14 protein-coding genes and 1 pseudogene are annotated in these 16,819 nt (G+C 74.6%); 11 read left to right on the top strand and 4 right to left on the bottom strand.

Features of this window, described 5'->3' with window-relative positions; genetic code table 11:
• Positions 1–54 precede the first annotated feature (54 nt).
• Together ACZ4V6_RS08225 and ACZ4V6_RS08220 are read left to right on the top strand one after the other, a co-directional pair.
• Positions 55–1,569: a 3-hydroxyacyl-CoA dehydrogenase gene (locus ACZ4V6_RS08225; RefSeq protein WP_467823835.1), complete on the top strand. Its 1,515-nt coding sequence runs from the start codon at positions 55–57 to the stop codon at positions 1,567–1,569.
• On the top strand, positions 1,566–2,168 hold the full coding sequence (locus ACZ4V6_RS08220) for a TetR/AcrR family transcriptional regulator (RefSeq protein ID WP_467823833.1): 603 nt from the start codon (positions 1,566–1,568) through the stop codon (positions 2,166–2,168). Before ACZ4V6_RS08225 ends, ACZ4V6_RS08220 begins: the two co-directional genes overlap by 4 nt.
• Before the next feature lie 33 nt (positions 2,169–2,201).
• On the opposite strand, the gene ACZ4V6_RS08215 is transcribed toward ACZ4V6_RS08220, so the two are convergent.
• Positions 2,202–2,720 (bottom strand): Lrp/AsnC family transcriptional regulator, encoded by a 519-nt coding sequence (locus tag ACZ4V6_RS08215; protein ID WP_467823830.1) that lies wholly within the window; start codon positions 2,718–2,720, stop codon positions 2,202–2,204.
• 174 nt (positions 2,721–2,894) lie between these two features.
• On the opposite strand from ACZ4V6_RS08215, the gene pdhA reads away from it, so the two are divergent.
• The 6 genes from pdhA (at position 2,895) to ACZ4V6_RS08185 (ending at position 10,051) form a co-directional block, all read left to right on the top strand.
• Positions 2,895–4,049, top strand: a complete 1,155-nt coding sequence (pdhA, locus tag ACZ4V6_RS08210) for a pyruvate dehydrogenase (acetyl-transferring) E1 component subunit alpha (protein ID WP_467823828.1) — start codon at positions 2,895–2,897, stop codon at positions 4,047–4,049.
• On the top strand, positions 4,046–5,050 hold the full coding sequence (locus ACZ4V6_RS08205; RefSeq protein WP_467823825.1) for an alpha-ketoacid dehydrogenase subunit beta: 1,005 nt from the start codon (positions 4,046–4,048) through the stop codon (positions 5,048–5,050). Before pdhA ends, ACZ4V6_RS08205 begins: the two co-directional genes overlap by 4 nt.
• Entirely contained in the window at positions 5,050–6,453 is a 1,404-nt protein-coding gene (locus ACZ4V6_RS08200) for a dihydrolipoamide acetyltransferase family protein (RefSeq protein WP_467823823.1), read from the top strand. The genes ACZ4V6_RS08205 and ACZ4V6_RS08200 overlap by 1 nt, the downstream gene beginning before the upstream one ends.
• Before the next feature lie 78 nt (positions 6,454–6,531).
• Positions 6,532–7,503 (top strand): NTP transferase domain-containing protein, encoded by a 972-nt coding sequence (locus ACZ4V6_RS08195; RefSeq protein WP_467823820.1) that lies wholly within the window; start codon positions 6,532–6,534, stop codon positions 7,501–7,503.
• The gene (locus tag ACZ4V6_RS08190; RefSeq protein ID WP_467823817.1) at positions 7,503–8,957 is read left to right on the top strand and encodes a molybdopterin molybdotransferase MoeA; all 1,455 of its coding nucleotides are present in this window, start codon (positions 7,503–7,505) and stop codon (positions 8,955–8,957) included. The genes ACZ4V6_RS08195 and ACZ4V6_RS08190 overlap by 1 nt, the downstream gene beginning before the upstream one ends.
• Positions 8,954–10,051 (top strand): potassium channel family protein, encoded by a 1,098-nt coding sequence (locus ACZ4V6_RS08185; RefSeq protein ID WP_467823815.1) that lies wholly within the window; start codon positions 8,954–8,956, stop codon positions 10,049–10,051. Before ACZ4V6_RS08190 ends, ACZ4V6_RS08185 begins: the two co-directional genes overlap by 4 nt.
• A gap of 66 nt (positions 10,052–10,117) precedes the next feature.
• Here the strand turns inward: ACZ4V6_RS08185 and ACZ4V6_RS08180 are convergent.
• Positions 10,118–10,542, bottom strand: a pseudogene (locus ACZ4V6_RS08180) (ABC transporter permease); the annotation flags it as partial.
• Positions 10,543–10,612: 70 nt separating this feature from the next.
• Between ACZ4V6_RS08180 and ACZ4V6_RS08175 the strand changes: the two are divergent.
• Positions 10,613–11,596, top strand: coding sequence for an NAD(P)H-quinone oxidoreductase (locus ACZ4V6_RS08175; RefSeq protein ID WP_467823813.1), 984 nt, complete (start codon positions 10,613–10,615; stop codon positions 11,594–11,596).
• 26 nt (positions 11,597–11,622) lie between these two features.
• On the opposite strand, the gene ACZ4V6_RS08170 is transcribed toward ACZ4V6_RS08175, so the two are convergent.
• On the bottom strand, positions 11,623–12,441 hold the full coding sequence (locus ACZ4V6_RS08170) for a hypothetical protein (protein ID WP_467823811.1): 819 nt from the start codon (positions 12,439–12,441) through the stop codon (positions 11,623–11,625).
• A gap of 213 nt (positions 12,442–12,654) precedes the next feature.
• Here ACZ4V6_RS08170 and ACZ4V6_RS08165 point away from each other — a divergent pair, with 213 nt between their 5' ends.
• Positions 12,655–13,197, top strand: a complete 543-nt coding sequence (locus ACZ4V6_RS08165; RefSeq protein ID WP_467823809.1) for a bacterial proteasome activator family protein — start codon at positions 12,655–12,657, stop codon at positions 13,195–13,197.
• Between the two features lie 72 nt (positions 13,198–13,269).
• On the opposite strand, the gene ACZ4V6_RS08160 is transcribed toward ACZ4V6_RS08165, so the two are convergent.
• The gene (locus ACZ4V6_RS08160) at positions 13,270–14,898 is read right to left on the bottom strand and encodes a protein kinase domain-containing protein (protein WP_467823807.1); all 1,629 of its coding nucleotides are present in this window, start codon (positions 14,896–14,898) and stop codon (positions 13,270–13,272) included.
• Positions 14,899–15,236: 338 nt separating this feature from the next.
• On the opposite strand from ACZ4V6_RS08160, the gene ACZ4V6_RS08155 reads away from it, so the two are divergent.
• Positions 15,237–16,819: protein kinase domain-containing protein (locus ACZ4V6_RS08155; protein WP_467823804.1), on the top strand; the 1,583-nt coding region annotated here is incomplete at its 3' end.

The raw sequence follows: 16,819 nt of genomic DNA, 5'->3' as shown, positions 1-16,819 counted from the left end.
GGACAAGGGGGACCGCCGCATCCGTGGAAAACCTCGTGCGGGAGGATCGCGCACATGACAGCACTCGACCCCAGCAGCCCCGTGGCCGTCGTCGGCACCGGCACCATGGGCCAGGGCATCGCCCAGGTGGCGCTGGTCGCGGGCCACCCCGTACGGCTGTACGACGCCGCACCCGGGCGGGCCCGGGACGCGGCCGACGCGATCGGCGCCCGGCTCGACCGGCTCGTCGAGAAGGAACGCCTCACCGCCGCCGACCGCGACGCGGCCCGCGCCCGGCTGAAACCCGTCGAGGCCCTCGACGGGCTCGCCGGCTGCGCGCTGGTCGTCGAGGCGGTCGTGGAGCGGCTGGACGTCAAGCAGGAGCTGTTCCGCGCCCTGGAGGACGTCGTCGCCGACGACTGCCTGCTCGCCACCAACACCTCCTCCCTGTCCGTCACCGCCGTCGGCGGCGCGCTGCGCGTCCCCGGCCGCTTCGTCGGACTGCACTTCTTCAATCCCGCCCCGCTGCTGCCGCTGGTGGAGGTGGTCTCCGGGTTCGCCACCGACGTCACGTCGGCCACGCGCGCGTACGAGACGGCCCGCGCCTGGGGCAAGACCCCGGTGGCCTGCGCGGACACCCCCGGCTTCATCGTCAACCGCATCGCCCGCCCCTTCTACGCCGAGGCCTTCGCGGTCTACGAGGACCAGGGCGCGGACCCGGCCACCGTCGACGCCGTGCTGCGCGAGTCGGGCGGCTTCAGGATGGGCGCCTTCGAGCTGACCGACCTCATCGGGCAGGACGTCAACGAGTCCGTCACGCACTCCGTGTGGCAGGCGTTCTTCCAGGACGTGCGCTTCACGCCGTCGCTCGCCCAGCGCCGCCTGGTCGAGTCCGGCCGCCTCGGACGCAAGAGCGGACAGGGCTGGTACGACTACCGCGACGGCGCCGAGCGGCCCGGACCGCACACCGCCGAGCCGGCCGATGCGCCCGCGCACGTCGTGGTCGAGGGTGACCTGGGGCCGGCCTCCGAGCTGGTGGCGATGATCCGCGAGGCGGGCATCGAGGTCCGCGAGGAGGACGAGGACGACGGCCCGCGGCTGGTGCTGCCCGGCGGCGGCCGGCTGGTGCTCGCCGACGGCCAGACCTCGGTGGAGTACCGGGACGTCGTCCACTTCGACCTGGCGCTGGACTACCGCACGGCCACGCGCGTCGCCCTGTCCCACTCCCAGGACACGGCACCGCGCACCGTCGCCGAGGCCACCGGCCTGTTCCAGGCGCTGGGCAAGAAGGTCAGCGTCATCGGCGACGTCCCCGGCATGATCGTCGCGCGCACGGTGGCGCGGATCATCGACCTGGCCGTGGAGGCGGTCGCCAAGGGCGTGGCCACCGAGGAGGACGTCGACACCGCGATGCGGCTCGGCGTCAACTACCCGCTCGGGCCCTTCGAGTGGTGCCGCCGTCTCGGCCGGGGCTGGGCCGGATCCCTCCTCGACTACCTGCACGAGCGCGATCAGTCCGGCCGCTACGCGCCGTCCCTCGCGCTCCACCGGTACGCGTGCGCCACCGTGCAGCGGGAGGACACCCCATGACCACCCCCAGGCGCGACACCTACACGCCCGAGACGCTGCTCTCCGTCGCCGTGCAGGTCTTCATCGAGCGCGGTTACGACGGCACCTCCATGGAGCACCTCTCCAAGGCGGCCGGCATCTCCAAGTCGTCGATCTACCACCACGTCACGGGCAAGGAGGAACTCCTGCGCCGGGCCGTGAGCCGGGCCCTGGACGAGCTGTTCGGCATCCTCGACGAGGAGCCCGCGCGCGTGGGGCCGGCCGCGGGCCGGCTGGAGTACGTCGTGCGGCGCACGGTCGAGGTGCTCATGGCCGAACTGCCGTACGTGACGCTGCTGCTGCGGGTGCGCGGCAACACCGTCACCGAGCGCTGGGCGCTGGAGCGGCGGCGCGAGTTCGACCACCGGGTCGCCGAGCTGCTCAAGGCCGCGGCGGCCGAGGGCGACGTGCGCGCGGACGTGGAGGGGCGGCTCGCGACGCGGCTGGTCTTCGGCATGATCAACTCGATCGTCGAGTGGTACCGCCCCGACGGGCCCGACGGCCGGGGCGGCGCGGGCGAGCGCGAAGTGGTCGACGCGGTGGCGCGGTTGGTGTTCGCAGGGCTGCGCGGGACCTCCTGAGCCGGAGCCGGCGGCCGGGCGCGGGCCCCGTGCTCAGCCCTGCGGCTCCAGGTCCTCCGTCTCGAACACCAGCAGCGTGCGCGTGCTGAGCACCTCCGGGATGGCCTGGAGACGGGTGAGGACCAGCTCCCGCAGGGCCCGGTTGTCGGGCGTGTGCACCAGGAGCAGCACGTCGAAGTCGCCGCCCAGCAGGGCGATGTGGGAGGCGCCGGGGAGCTTCCTGAGCTGCGCGCGGACCGTGCGCCAGGAGTTCTGGACGATCTTCAGCGTGATGTACGCCGAGGTGCCGTGCCCCGCGCGCTCGTGGTCGACGCGGGCGCCGAAGCCGCGTATGACGCCGTCCTCGACGAGCCGGTTGATGCGCGCGTAGGCGTTCGCGCGCGAGACGTGCACCCGCTCGGCGACCGACCGTACCGAGGCGCGGCCGTCCGCCTGGAGCATGCGCAGGATGTCCTGGTCGATCGCGTCCAGCGGGCGCGGGGGCGGCGGGGCGCCGGCATCGGCCGCGCCGCCGGCTTCGCCCGGGCGCTCGGCCATTTGTTCAGATGCCATGTGCCCCCGCTTTCCTACCATGGACGTACTGCGTCCATCTCAGGCTGTGGAGAACCGTTTGTCCACAGCCTGAGGGTGCCTGTAGCCAAAATGTGCCGACGACCGAACAATCGGTAGGTGAGGCCCGTCACACCCGTGCCGGGCCCCGAGCCGCTCCCACGAGGAGGTGCCGTCATGACGGTCATGGAGCAGCGGGGCGCGTACCGGCCCACACCGCCGCCCGCCTGGCAGCCCCGTACCGATCCCGCGCCGCTGCTGCCCGACACGGAGCCGTACCGCGTGCTCGGCACGAAGGCCGCCGAGCGGACGGACCCCGAGCTGCTGCGCACGCTGTACGCCCGGCTGGTGAGCGGCCGCCGGTACAACGCGCAGGCCACCGCCCTGACCAAGCAGGGCAGGCTCGCCGTCTACCCGTCCAGCACCGGTCAGGAGGCCTGCGAGGTCGCCGCCGCGCTGGTGCTCGAGGAGCGCGACTGGCTCTTCCCCAGCTACCGCGACACGCTCGCCGTCGTCGCCCGCGGGGTCGACCCCGTCGAGGCCCTCACCCTGCTGCGCGGTGACTGGCACACCGGCTACGACCCCTACGAGCACCGGGTCGCCCCCCTGTCCACGCCGCTCGCCACCCAGCTGCCGCACGCCGTCGGCCTCGCGCACGCCGCCCGCCTCAAGGGCGACGACGTGGTCGCGCTGGCCATGGTCGGCGACGGCGGCACCAGCGAGGGCGACTTCCACGAGGCGCTCAACTTCGCCGCCGTCTGGCAGGCCCCGGTCGTCTTCCTCGTGCAGAACAACGGCTTCGCGATCTCCGTGCCGCTCGCCAAGCAGACCGCCGCCCCGTCGCTGGCCCACAAGGCCGTCGGCTACGGGATGCCCGGCCGCCTGGTCGACGGCAACGACGCCGCCGCCGTCCACGAGGTCCTGTCCGAGGCCGTGCGCCGCGCGCGCGGGGGCGGCGGGCCCACGCTGGTGGAGGCGGTGACGTACCGCGTCGACGCGCACACCAACGCCGACGACGCGACGCGCTACCGGGGCGACGCCGAGGTCGAGGCCTGGCGCCGGCACGACCCCGTCGAACTGCTGGAGCGGGAGCTGACCGAACGCGGGCTCCTCGACGAGCAGGGCGTCTCGGCCGCCCGCGAGGACGCCGAGGCCATGGCCGCCGACCTGCGCGCACGCATGAACCAGGACGCGGAGCTCGACCCGATGGACCTCTTCGCGCACGTCTACGCCGAGCCCACCGGGCAGCTGCGCGAGCAGCGGGACCTGCTGCGGGCGGAGCTGGCGGCGGAGGCCGAGGCGGGAACCGGGCCGGAAGGGACGCACCGATGACCACCGTCGCCGTCAAGCCGGCCACCATGGCGCAGGCCCTCACGCGCGCGCTGCGCGACGCCATGGCCGCCGACCCGGCCGTGCACGTCCTGGGCGAGGACGTGGGCACCCTCGGCGGGGTCTTCCGGGTCACCGACGGACTCGCCGCCGAGTTCGGCGAGGACCGCTGCACCGACACCCCGCTGGCGGAGGCCGGCATCCTCGGCACCGCGGTCGGCATGGCGATGTACGGGCTGCGCCCGGTCGTGGAGATGCAGTTCGACGCCTTCGCCTACCCGGCGTTCGAGCAGGTCGTCAGCCACGTCGCCAAGATGCGCAACCGAACCCGCGGCAGGATGCCCCTGCCGCTGACCATCCGCGTCCCCTACGGCGGCGGCATCGGCGGCGTCGAGCACCACAGCGACTCGTCCGAGGCGTACTACATGGCGACTCCGGGGCTCCATGTCGTCACGCCCGCGACCGTCGCCGACGCCTATGGGCTGCTGCGCGCCGCCATCGCCTCCGACGACCCGGTGGTCTTCCTCGAACCCAAGCGGCTGTACTGGTCGAAGGACTCCTGGAACCCCGAGGAACCGGCGCCCGTCGAGCCCATAGGCCGCGCGGTGGTGCGGCGCTCCGGGCGGAGCGCCACGCTCATCACGTACGGGCCGTCGGTGGTCGTCTGCATGGAGGCCGCCGAGGCGGCCCGGGCCGAGGGCTGGGACCTCGAGGTCGTCGACCTGCGCTCCCTGGTGCCGTTCGACGACGAGACGGTGTGCGCCTCGGTGCGGCGGACGGGGCGCGCGGTCGTCGTCCACGAGTCGGGCTCCTTCGGGGGGCCGGGCGGGGAGATCGCGGCCCGGGTCACGGAGCGCTGCTTCCACCACCTGGAGGCGCCGGTGCTGCGTGTGGCAGGGTTCGACATCCCGTATCCGCCGCCGATGCTGGAGCGTCACCACCTGCCCGGTGTGGACCGGATCCTGGACGCCGTGGGGCGCCTGCAGTGGGAGGCCGAAAGCTGATGGCACAGGTGCTGGAGTTCAAGCTCCCCGATCTCGGTGAGGGGCTCACCGAGGCGGAGATCGTGCGCTGGATGGTCGAGGTCGGCGACGTGGTCGCCGTCGACCAGCCGGTCGTCGAGGTCGAGACGGCCAAGGCGATGGTCGAGGTGCCCTGCCCCTACGGCGGTGTGGTCACCGCCCGCTTCGGCGAGGAGGGGGCGGAGCTGCCCGTCGGCGCGCCGCTGCTGACGGTGGCGGTGGGCGAGGGCGCCGAGGGCGCCGGAGCCGCCCGCCCCGCCGGCGGACAGCCGGCGCGGGACCCGGGCACCGACGAGGGCGCCGGGGAGGCGAAGGGCTCGGGCAACGTCCTGGTGGGGTACGGCACGTCCGAGGCGCCCGCGCGGCGGCGCAGGGTGCGCCCGCAGCGGGCGGTGTCCGCCGCTTCGGCGGATTCCGGACGGATGAACGGCCGGGTGCGCACCGCCGCGCCGGCGGACGGCCCCGTCCCCGTCATCTCCCCGCTGGTGCGCAGGCTGGCCCGGCAGAACGGCCTGGACCTGCGCGAGCTCACCGGCTCCGGCCCCGAAGGGCTGATCCTGCGCGCGGACGTGGAGTACGCGCTGCGCGCCGCCGCGGCGCGGGGCGGCCGTCCGGCGGCCCCGCAGACCGGCACCGCCCCGCGCCCGGCCGACGGGCCCCGGGCGTCCGCGTCCGCCCTCGCGGGAGGGCCGCCGGCCGAGGTCCGCACCCCCCTCAAGGGCGTCCGGGGAGCCGTCGCCGACAAGCTCTCCCGCAGCCGGCGCGAGATACCGGACGCGACCTGCTGGGTGGACGCGGACGCGACGGAGCTGATGCGGGCCCGCGCCGCGATGAACGCGGCGGGCGGCCCGAAGATCTCCCTCGTCGCCCTGCTGGCCCGGATCTGCACCGCCGCGCTCGCCCGTTTCCCCGAGCTGAACTCCACGGTCGACACGGAGGCCAGGGAGGTCGTCCGGTTCGGCCACGTCCACCTCGGCTTCGCCGCCCAGACGGACCGGGGCCTGGTCGTGCCGGTCGTACGGGACGCGCACGCGCGCGACGCCGAGGGCCTCACCGCCGAGTTCGCCCGGCTGACCGAGGCGGCCCGGGCCGGCCGGCTGACCCCGGGGGAGCTGACCGGCGGCACCTTCACGCTGAACAACTACGGCGTGTTCGGCGTCGACGGCTCCACGCCGATCATCAACCACCCCGAGGCGGCCATGCTCGGCGTCGGCCGCATCGTCGCCAGGCCCTGGGTGCACGAGGGAGAGCTGGCGGTCCGTCAGGTCGTCCAGCTGTCGCTCACCTTCGACCACCGGGTGTGCGACGGCGGCACGGCGGGCGGTTTCCTGCGGTACGTGGCGGACTGCGTGGAACAGCCGGCGGTGCTGCTGCGCACGCTGTGACGGGAGTGCCCGCGCGTCCCCTCTGACCGCGGGCTCCCCCGCGTTCCCTGTGATCGCGCGGACACGCATACTCGGGGGGTGACCGCGTACGAACTCCAGGGCGAGCCCGACGCAGGCACCGGCCCCCCGCCGGGGCCGGCCCCCGCCGTGTACGACGCCGTCGTGCTCGCCGGCGGCGCCGCCCGCAGGCTCGGCGGCGCGGACAAGCCCGGTCTGCGCGTGGGCGGACGTGCCCTGCTGGACCGGGTGCTCGCCGCCTGCGCCGGGGCCCGCACCACCGTCGTCGTCGCCGACCCCCGGCCCACCGCGCGGCCGGTGACCTGGGCCCGCGAGGAACCGCCCGGCGGCGGGCCCCTCGCCGCGCTCGCCGCCGGGCTGCGGCACACCACGGCGGAGCACGTCGTGGTGGTCTCGGCCGACCTGCCGTTCCTCGCCGGGCCGGTCGTCGGAAGGCTGACGGCGGCCCTCGCCGCGAGCGACGCCGACGGCGTGCTGCTCACCGACGCCGACGGCCGCGACCAGCCCCTCGTCGCCGCGTACCGCGCGCCGGCGCTGCGCCGTGGACTCGCCGCGCTCACCGGTGACGACGGGACGGATCTCTCCGGGCTGCCGCTGCGCCGTCTGACCGCAGGTCTGCGTCTCACCCGCGTCCCCGACGCCGTCGCCTCGTTCGACTGCGACACCTGGGACGACATCGCCACCGCCAGGGCACGCATCAGGGAGCATGGGCACGTGTTGGATGAATGGATCTCCGCAGCCAAGGACGAACTGGGCATCGACCTGGACGTCGACACCCTCGTCCTGCTCGACCTCGCCCGGGACGCCGCCCACGGGGTGGCCAGGCCCGCGGCTCCTCTGACCACCTTCCTCGTCGGCTACGCCGCCGCACGGGCCGGAGGAGGCACCGAGGCGGTCGCCGAGGCCGCCCGCAAGGCCGCCGCCCTCGCCCAGCGCTGGGCGCAGGAGGCGGCCGGCGACGGATCCGCCCCCGCGGCGGGCGGGCCGGACGCCGCCCCCGACGCCACCCCCGACCCCCGACCGGACGCCTGATGACCTCCCCCGGCACACGCGCCGGCGGGGAGGCGGAGGACCTGGGCGTCGAGGAGGCGCTCGCCCTCGTGCGGGAGAACCCCGGGCCCCCGCCCGGCGACCGGCCCCACGCGCCGGGCGACCGGGCCCCCGCGCCCGGCGCGCACCCCGGCCCCGGACCGCGCGCAGGACGCCGGGCGGACCCCGCCGGCGACGCCCGACCCGGTCACCGCGCCGCCCCGCACCCACCGGCAGAGTCCCCGCACCGTGCGACCCCGTGGCCCGAGGCCCGGTCGGCCGCCGAGCGGGCCGGCCGGTCCGGTGCCCGCACGGGCCGCCGCGCGCCGGTCTCCGTGCCGCTCGACGCCGCGCTCGGCCTCACCCTGGCCGCACCCCTCACCGCCCTCACCGACCTGCCCTCCTTCGACACCTCCGCGATGGACGGCTGGGCGGTCGCCGGACCGGGCCCCTGGACCGTGCGCGACGGGGGCGTCCTGGCCGGGCACGCCGGGCCCGCGCCCCTCACCGACGGCGAGGCCGTCCGCATCGCCACCGGTGCCCGCGTCCCCCCGGGTGCCACCGCGGTGCTGCGCACCGAGCACGGCCGCACCGACGAACGAGGCCGCCTGCACCCCACCCGCGAGGCCGCCCACGGCCAGGACATCCGGCCGCGCGGCCAGGAGTGCCGCAGCGGCGACCGGCTGCTGGCCGCCGGCAGCCTCGTGACCCCGGCCGTCCTGGGCCTCGCGGCGGCCGCCGGGTACGACACGCTGACCGCCGTTCCCCGCCCCCGCGTCGACGTCCTGGTCCTCGGCGACGAGCTGCTCACCGAGGGCCTGCCGCACGACGGTCTCATCCGGGACGCGCTCGGTCCCATGCTGCCGCCCTGGCTGCGGGCCCTGGGCGCCGAGACCGGCGCGGTCCGGCGGATCGGCGACGACGCCGACGCGCTGCACCGGGCCGTCACGGAGTCCGGCGCCGACCTGATCGTGACGACCGGCGGCACCGCCGCGGGCCCCGTCGACCACGTCCACCCGACCCTGCGCCGCATCGGCGCCGAACTGCTCGTGGACGGCGTGAAGGTCCGCCCCGGCCACCCCATGCTGCTGGCCCGCATCGCGGAGGGACGGCACCTCGTCGGCCTGCCCGGCAACCCCCTCGCCGCGGTCTCCGGACTGCTCACGCTCGCCGAGCCGCTGCTGCGCACCCTCGCGGCCCGCCCGGCGCCGGAGCCGTACACCCTGCCGCTGCGCGACGCGGTGCACGGGCACCCGTACGACACCCGGCTGGCCCCCGTCGTCCTGCGCGGCGAGGGGGCCGTGCCGCTGCACTACAACGGTCCGGCCATGCTGCGCGGCATCGCGGCGGCCGACGCCCTGGCCGTCGTACCCCCCGGCGGTGTGCGGCCGGGGGAGGAGGCCGAGCTGCTCGACCTTCCTTGGACCACCGGCGGAATCGGAGTGTGTTTCACGTGAAACTCCCGGGCCAGGACGCAATCGCCCGCCAGGCGGACGAGCACCTCGTGACCCATCGGGTGAAGCTCCCGAGGAAGATGGTGGAACACCCGATCCGCCAGGTCGGCAAGCGGCTGTCCCTGGCGCTGGTGGTCCTCCTGATGACCGCGCTGATCGTCTACGCCGACCACGACGGTTACAACGACAACTCGGACGGCTCGGTCGATCTCCTCGACGCCTTCTACTACGCCACCGTCACCCTCTCCACCACCGGGTACGGCGACATCACCCCGGTCAGCGACGCCGCCCGGCTGACCAACATCTTCGTCATCACGCCCCTGCGCGTGCTGTTCCTGATCATCCTGGTCGGCACCACGCTGGAAGCCCTCACCGAGCGCACTCGGGAGGAGTGGCGCCTGACCCGCTGGAGGTCCACCTTGCGCGATCACACCGTTGTCGTCGGCTTCGGCACGAAGGGGCGGTCGGCGATCTCGACCGTGTGCGCGACGGGCCTGCGCAAGGAGCAGGTCGTCGTGGTCGACCCCAGCGGCAAGGCGATCGACGCGGCGACGGCCCACGGCTTCGCGGGGGTGGTCGGCGACGCGACGCGCAGCGACGTGCTGAACCGGGCCGAGGTCTACCGGGCGAAGCAGATCATCATCGCCACCCAGCGCGACGACACGGCGGTCCTGGTGACGCTGACGGCCCGCCAGCTCAACCGCTCCGCGAAGATCGTGGTCGCGGTGCGGGAGGAGGAGAACGCCCCACTGCTGAAGCAGTCCGGCGCGGACGCCGTGATCACCAGTGCCAGCGCCGCGGGCCGCCTGCTCGGGCTCTCCGTGCTCAGCCCCGCCGCCGGCATGGTGATGGAGGACCTGATCAGCCAGGGCAGCGGGCTAGACCTCGTCGAACGGCCCGTCATAAAGGCGGAGGTGGGCAGGAGTCCGCGCGAGACGGACGACCTGGTGGTGAGCGTCCTGCGCGGGCACCGGGTGCTCGGGTACGACGACCCCGCCGTCGGCAGACTGGAACTGACGGACCGCCTGATCACCATCGTCCGCGCGACACCGGGCACCCAGGTGGCCCCCGACACCCGCCCCCTGCCCCGCGACTGACGACGGCACCGGGCCGGCCGACGGGATCGCTCCGTGTGCCGCGCCGGCCCGGGAGGCCGCCTGCGTGCGGTTGTGCAGCCGCACGGTGACCGGCCCGAGGACGAGCAGGAACAGGGCCGCCCGGCCCCGCGTCCAGCCGATCTCGCCGCCCGGCCACCCTCTCCTGCCACCGGCCCCCGCACGGCGGACGCGAGACGCGTGACGGGGCCGTTGCCGACGAACGCCTGGAGCCGGTCCGGCATGGCCCTCGGGTCGACGAAGCCGTCGGACGGGAAGGTGAGCGGGAAGACCACCGTCATGCTGACGCTCATCGCCGGCTTCCCGGTCCGCGGCATCGGCCCGGACACCGTCCGGATCCACGGGAAGGCGAACGAGAACACCGGCAGCAGCGCGATCCCGGCGACGACGCCGGCGAAGCCGCCGTCCGGCCGGCGGCCGAGGCGCGGGCCCACGGCGAGCATGACGGCCGACGCGGTCGTGCGGCGCAGCGCGGGGAAGCGGTTCCGGCCGCGGGCGCGGTCCGAGGGGCCCGGCCGGGGGCCGAGGAGTAGCGTCACCCCCATGCACGCGATCACGATTTCCGAACCCGGAGGCCCCGAGACACTCGTCTGGACCGAGGTCCCCGACCCGGTGCCCGGCGAGGGCGAAGTCCTGGTCGAGGTGACGGCCGGCGCCGTCAACCGGGCCGACATCATGCAGCGCCAGGGCTTCTACGACCCGCCGCCCGGCGCCTCCCCCTACCCCGGCCTGGAGTGTTCCGGGCGCATCGCCGCGCTCGGGCCGGGGGTGTCGGGCTGGTCCGTCGGCGACGAGGTGTGCGCGCTGCTCGCCGGCGGCGGCTACGCCGAGAAGGTCGTCGTCCCGGCCGGTCAGCTGCTGCCGGTCCCCGAGGGCGTCGGCCTCAAGCAGGCGGCGGCCCTGCCCGAGGTGGTCTGCACGGTCTGGTCGAACGTCTTCATGGTCGCCCACCTCCGCCCCGGCGAGACGCTCCTCGTGCACGGCGGCTCCAGCGGCATCGGCACCATGGCGATCCAGCTCGGCAAGGCCGTCGGCGCGAAGGTCGCGGTGACGGCGGGCACCGAGGAGAAGCTGGAGCGCTGCGCCGAGCTGGGCGCCGACATCCTGATCAACTACCGGGAGCAGGACTTCGTCGCCGAGGTGAAGGAGGCCACCGGCGGAGCGGGCGCCGACGTCATCCTGGACAACATGGGCGCCAAGTACCTGGACCGCAACGTGCAGGCGCTGGCCGTCAACGGGCGGCTCGCGATCATCGGCATGCAGGGCGGGCGGAAGGGCGAGCTGAACATCGGCATGCTCCTCGCCAAGCGCGCCGCCGTCAGCGCGACCTCGCTGCGGGCCCGCCCGGCGGAGGAGAAGGCGGCCATCGTGGCGGCCGTGCGCGAACACGTCTGGCCGCTGCTCGCCAAGGGCCACGTCCGCCCGATCGTCGACCGCGAGCTCCCGATGAGCGACGCGGCCGCCGCGCACCGCGTCGTGGAGGAGAGCGGTCACATCGGCAAGGTGCTGCTGGTCGCGGCGCCGTAGTCGTACGGACCACCCCCCGTACCGCCCTACGCCCCGCTCCGTCGCAGGCGCAGGCCGACGAAGGCCAGGGCCAGCCCGAGGCCGACGAGGACCAGCCCGCTGCCCAGGGGCAGGACCCTCAGGACGGGCCCGGCGGCTCCCTCGGTCCGCGTGCCGGACACCGGTTCGGACCGGGTCGGGGCCGCCGAGGACGGCAGGACGGCTTCCCCGGACGACACGACACCGGCCGGGTGGTCGGGGTGGCCGGGGCGGTCGTGAAGGCGCCTGCCGCCGATGCCCTCCTGATCGGCCCCGGTCTTCGTGCGCTTCTCCACCGCCGTCCCCGCCTCCGGCCGCCCCGGCCGCTGCCGGCCCTCGCCCGCCGCGCTCCCCGCCCGGGACGGCCCGCCGTCCGGTGCGGAGGCGGGCGGGAGCGCCTCCGAGGAGGCGGGGGAGCGCGTCGCCGGCCCACGGTCGGCACCGGACGTCGGGCGGCCGTCCTCGGCGCGGGACGCGCCGGCGGTCGCGGAGGCGGCGGCCGGTGGACTGGCGCCGGGGCCGCCCGGACGGCGCGGTCCGTCGGAGGGGCCGGGCCCGGCCGGGTGCTCGAGGTGCTCGGGACGGCCGGGGCGGTCGGGGTCGCCGGGGGCGTCCGGACCGGATCCCGCCTGTCCCCCGGCGGGCGCCGACACCGGGGCGGAGGGGGGCGCGAAGGCCCCCGGCACCGAGGGGCCCGGCACCGAAGCCTCCGACACCGCGGACCCGGCGCCCTGTGCCGCCCCCGCCGCGCACGGTGACAGCAGCACGCCCGCCCCCAGAACTCCCGCCAGCCCCGTCATGCGCATGGTGCGCAGCCATGGAGTCATGTCGGTGACCCCCTCCCGGTGAGCAGTCGTCAGAATCGGCGGCCGTCGATTCCGGCGGCGCCGGCACCGGGGTGCCGGCACGTCCGCGATCGACGGCACAAGCCTCACGCCTGCCCGCCGTCCCGGCATTCCGAACTGCTCCGTACGTGGTGGATCACGGTTGCCCGGGGGCACCACACGGATGCGGCGTACGGGTGCGAGAGAATGGCGGGCATGGAGATGCCGAGGAACGACAGGTCGTCGGAGAACCCCCAGATCCTGGTCGTCGGCCAGGACGGAATGGCCCTGAGCGGGGGCGGTGAAGGGGACGGGGAGTCCCGTGAGATCCCGGTGACGGAACAGGTGGAGCAGCCTGCGAAGGTCATGAGGATCGGCAGCATGATCAAGCAGCTGCTGGAGGAGGTGCGCGTCGCTCCCCTGGACGAGGCGAGCCGCGTCCGGCTCAAGGAGATCCACGCCAGTTCGGTGAAGGAACTCGAGGACGGCCTCGCCCCGGAGCTGGTCGAGGAGCTGGAGCGCCTCTCCCTGCCCTTCACGGACGACGCGACGCCCACCGACGCGGAACTGCGCATCGCCCAGGCCCAGCTGGTCGGCTGGCTGGAGGGCCTGTTCCACGGGATCCAGACCACGCTGTTCGCCCAGCAGATGGCCGCGCGGGCGCAGCTGGAGCAGATGCGCCGCGCCCTCCCGCCGGGCGCGGGCCACGACGGCGAGGAACCGCACCCGGGCGGCCGCTCGGGCGGCCCCTACCTGTAGGCCCTCCGGGGCACCGAGCCGGCGAAGGGCCCGGCAGCAGCGGCTGCCGGGCCCTTCGCCGTGCGCGCGGGGTCAGGAGGACGCGGGCTTGCCCGTCGACACCTTGAGCTGGATCTGCGGCATGTTCTCCGGGTCGACGTCCGTACCGGCCGTGGGGAACTGCTCCCTGACCGATCCCTCGCCGTACGTGTTCTCGTCGACCTCCACGATCTTCATCGTCCAGCCGGCGGCCTGGAAGCACTCCTTGACCGAGTCGATGTGCTTGAAGGTGAAGTCGGGCACCTCGATCATGTCGGGGTCGTTGTACGACTCCTCGGGCTCCGTGCACTTGTCCTTGTCGATCGTCTTCGTCTTGTCCGGCCCGCGGTAGCCCTCCGGCTTGACCGACGCGGAGGCGCCGGCACCGCCGCCGCCCTCGGGGTCCTTGTCGCCGCCGCTCATCGTCAGCGCCGCGATCAGTCCGCCCACCGCCAGGACGGCGACCACCGCCGAACCGATGATCACGAGCTTGTTGCTCCTGCCGCCGCCCGAGGGGCCGGACCCCTGGGCCTGGGGCGTGATGGTGTACGGCGGCGTCGGTGCCCCCTGCTGCGGCGCGTACGCCGCCGGGTAGCCGCCCTGCTGCGGATAGCCGTACGCCGGGGAGGGCGCCGCCGGCGCCGGGGTGCCGTACGGGTTGGGCGCGGGCGTCGGCTGGTACGGGGTCTGGACGGGGCCCGTGGGCGCCCGGCCGGCCTGGTCGACCGGGGGGAACACGGCGGAGCCGACACCCGCGCCGCTCGGCGTGTGCGTGCCCGGGACGATGCTCGGCGGGGCGGCCTGGAAGGAGGCCGCCACCCGCAGGCACTCGTCGCGCATGGCCTCGGCGCTGGGGAAGCGCTCGTTGGGGTTCTTCTTCAGCGCGCGGGCCACCAGCGCGTCCACGGCCGGCGGCAGGGCGCGGTTCACCGACGAAGGAGCCACCGGCTCCTCCTGCACGTGCGCGTAGGCGATGGCCAGCGGCGAGTCCGCGTCGAACGGCAGCCGCCCGGTGACCAGTTGGAACAGCATGATGCCGACCGAGTACAGGTCGGAGCGGGCGTCCACGCCGCGGCCGAGGGCCTGTTCCGGCGAGAGGTACTGCGGGGTGCCGACGACCATGCCGGTCTGCGTCATCGACGTCACACCGGACTGCATGGCGCGGGCGATGCCGAAGTCCATCACCTTGACCACGCCGCGCTTGGTCATCATCACGTTGCCCGGCTTGATGTCCCGGTGGACCAGGCCCATCTCGTGGCTGATCTCCAGCGCCGCCAGCACGTCCGCGGTGATCTTCAGGGCCTTGTCGGCGGGCATGGCGCCGTACTGCCGGACGTCCTCGTCGAGCACCGAGCCGAGCGGCCGGCCCTCGACGTACTCCATGACGATGTACGGCATCGTCGCGCCGTCGAGATCGTCCTCGCCGGTGTCGAAGACCGAGACGATGTTGGTGTGCGTGAGCTTGGCCACGGCCTGGGCCTCGCGGCGGAAGCGCTCGCGGAAGGCCTGCTCCCGGCCCAGCTCGGTGTGGAGCGTCTTGACCGCGACCTGACGGTCCAGCACCGCGTCGTACGCCAGGTGCACCGAGGCCATGCCGCCCTCGCCGAGCAAGTCGCGCAGCTGGTAGCGGCCGCCGGCGAGCGCGCGTCCCGCGTACCGGCCTTGTCCGGCGTCCTGGCTCATGTCTCTGCTTCCCCCGTAGGCGCCGGCGGCAGCGGCCCGGGCGCGTTGATCGAAAGTGCTATTCCCGGCCAAGTCTGCCCCAGGGCAGTGACACGTCAAGCGCGGTGCCCGTTCCGTGACCGTACGCGAAAGAAGCGTCGCGCAAGCGTTACCGCGGGCGTACGGCTGGTACACGGAACTTGCACGACAGCACGGACCCAGGGTTTCATGGCCGGTCCGTCTCGATGCCGGCCCCGGGGTCCATCTCGGACCGGAGGCTTGCGCGGAGGCTGTAGCGTGGCCGACGGAGACCGTAACAACACCGCGCGCACCGCGGGCAGAAACGACGGCGAGGACTGATGGCACAGCAGCAGCGCGCCCAGGGCCCGTCCGAACCCGAGGCTACTGGCGGCGGTATGGCTGACGCACCGGAGACCTGGGGCAACGGCGGACTGGTCGGCGACGGCCGGTACCGGCTGACCCGCAGACTCGGGCGGGGCGGCATGGCCGAGGTGTTCGCCGCCGAGGACGTCCGCCTCGGCCGCACCGTGGCGGTCAAGCTGCTGCGCGCCGATCTGGCCGAGGACCCGGTCTCCAAGGCGCGCTTCACACGCGAGGCACAGTCGGTGGCCGGGCTCAACCACCATGCCATCGTGGCCGTGTACGACTCCGGCGAGGACTTCGTCGGCGGCCAGTCCGTGCCCTACATCGTGATGGAGATCGTCGAGGGCCGTACCATCCGCGACCTCCTCCTCAACGCGGAGGCACCCGGCCCCGAGCAGGCCCTGATCATCGTCTCGGGCGTCCTGGAGGCGCTCGCCTACTCGCACCAGCACGGCATCGTGCACCGCGACATCAAGCCGGCCAACGTCATCATCACGCACAACGGCGCGGTGAAGGTGATGGACTTCGGCATCGCCCGCGCCCTGCACGGCGCGTCCACGACGATGACGCAGACCGGCATGGTCATGGGCACCCCGCAGTACCTCTCCCCGGAGCAGGCCCTCGGCAAGGCCGTCGACCACCGCTCCGACCTGTACGCGACGGGCTGCCTGCTGTACGAGCTCCTGGCGCTGCGCCCGCCGTTCACCGGCGAGACCCCGCTGTCGGTGGTCTACCAGCACGTCCAGGACATCCCGACGCCCCCCTCCGAGGCGTCCGACGCCTGCCCGCCGGAGCTCGACGGCCTGGTGATGCGCTCCCTGGCCAAGGACCCCGACGACCGTTTCCAGACCGCCGAGGAGATGCGCGGACTGGTCCAGTACGGACTGCAGATGCTCTACGAGCAGGGCGGTCACACCGGCACCTGGAACACCGGCCCCGTCGGCGTGCACGACGGCCGGCACACGCCGGCGGCCGGGATGGCGGGCACGACGGTGCTGCCGCACCCGGACCACGGCCCGGGCACCACGCAGATCCCCCAGCAGATCCTGCCGGGCGGCTACGGAGCCGGCGACGACGGAGGCTTCGAGGGGCACGGCAACAAGGGCAGCGGCCGGGGCAAGCTGTGGATCCTGGCCGTCCTCGCGGTGATCGCCGTCGTCGCGGGCGTCGCGCTGGCGCTGAACAGCGGCGGCGACGGCAAGGGCGGCGGCACGGACACCTCCCCGTCGCCCACCACCTCGCAGAGCACCGGCAGCGAGTCCCCCTCCTCGTCGCCCAGCGACGAGGCGACCGAGGAGACCTCCGACCCGGGCACGGGCGAGGACCACGGGGGCGGCGGCACCGGCGGCGGGGACTGGGAGCGGCCCTACACGCCGTCCTACACGCCGTCGCAGACCGTGACGGAGGAGCCGACCGGCGAGCCGACCGACGGCCAGACGGCACCGTCCACCCCGGCGGACGGCGGCGGTGAGCCGACGGACGGTGGCGGTGAGCCGACGGACGGCGGTGGTGAGCCGACGGTCGGCACCGGCGGCGGCGAGGGCGGCGCGACCGGCGT

The organism is Streptomyces sp. NPDC029152 (genome assembly GCF_055564355.1).
The sequence above is the reverse complement of the archived record's forward strand: the minus strand, read 5'-3'. Positions and strand labels throughout refer to the sequence as shown.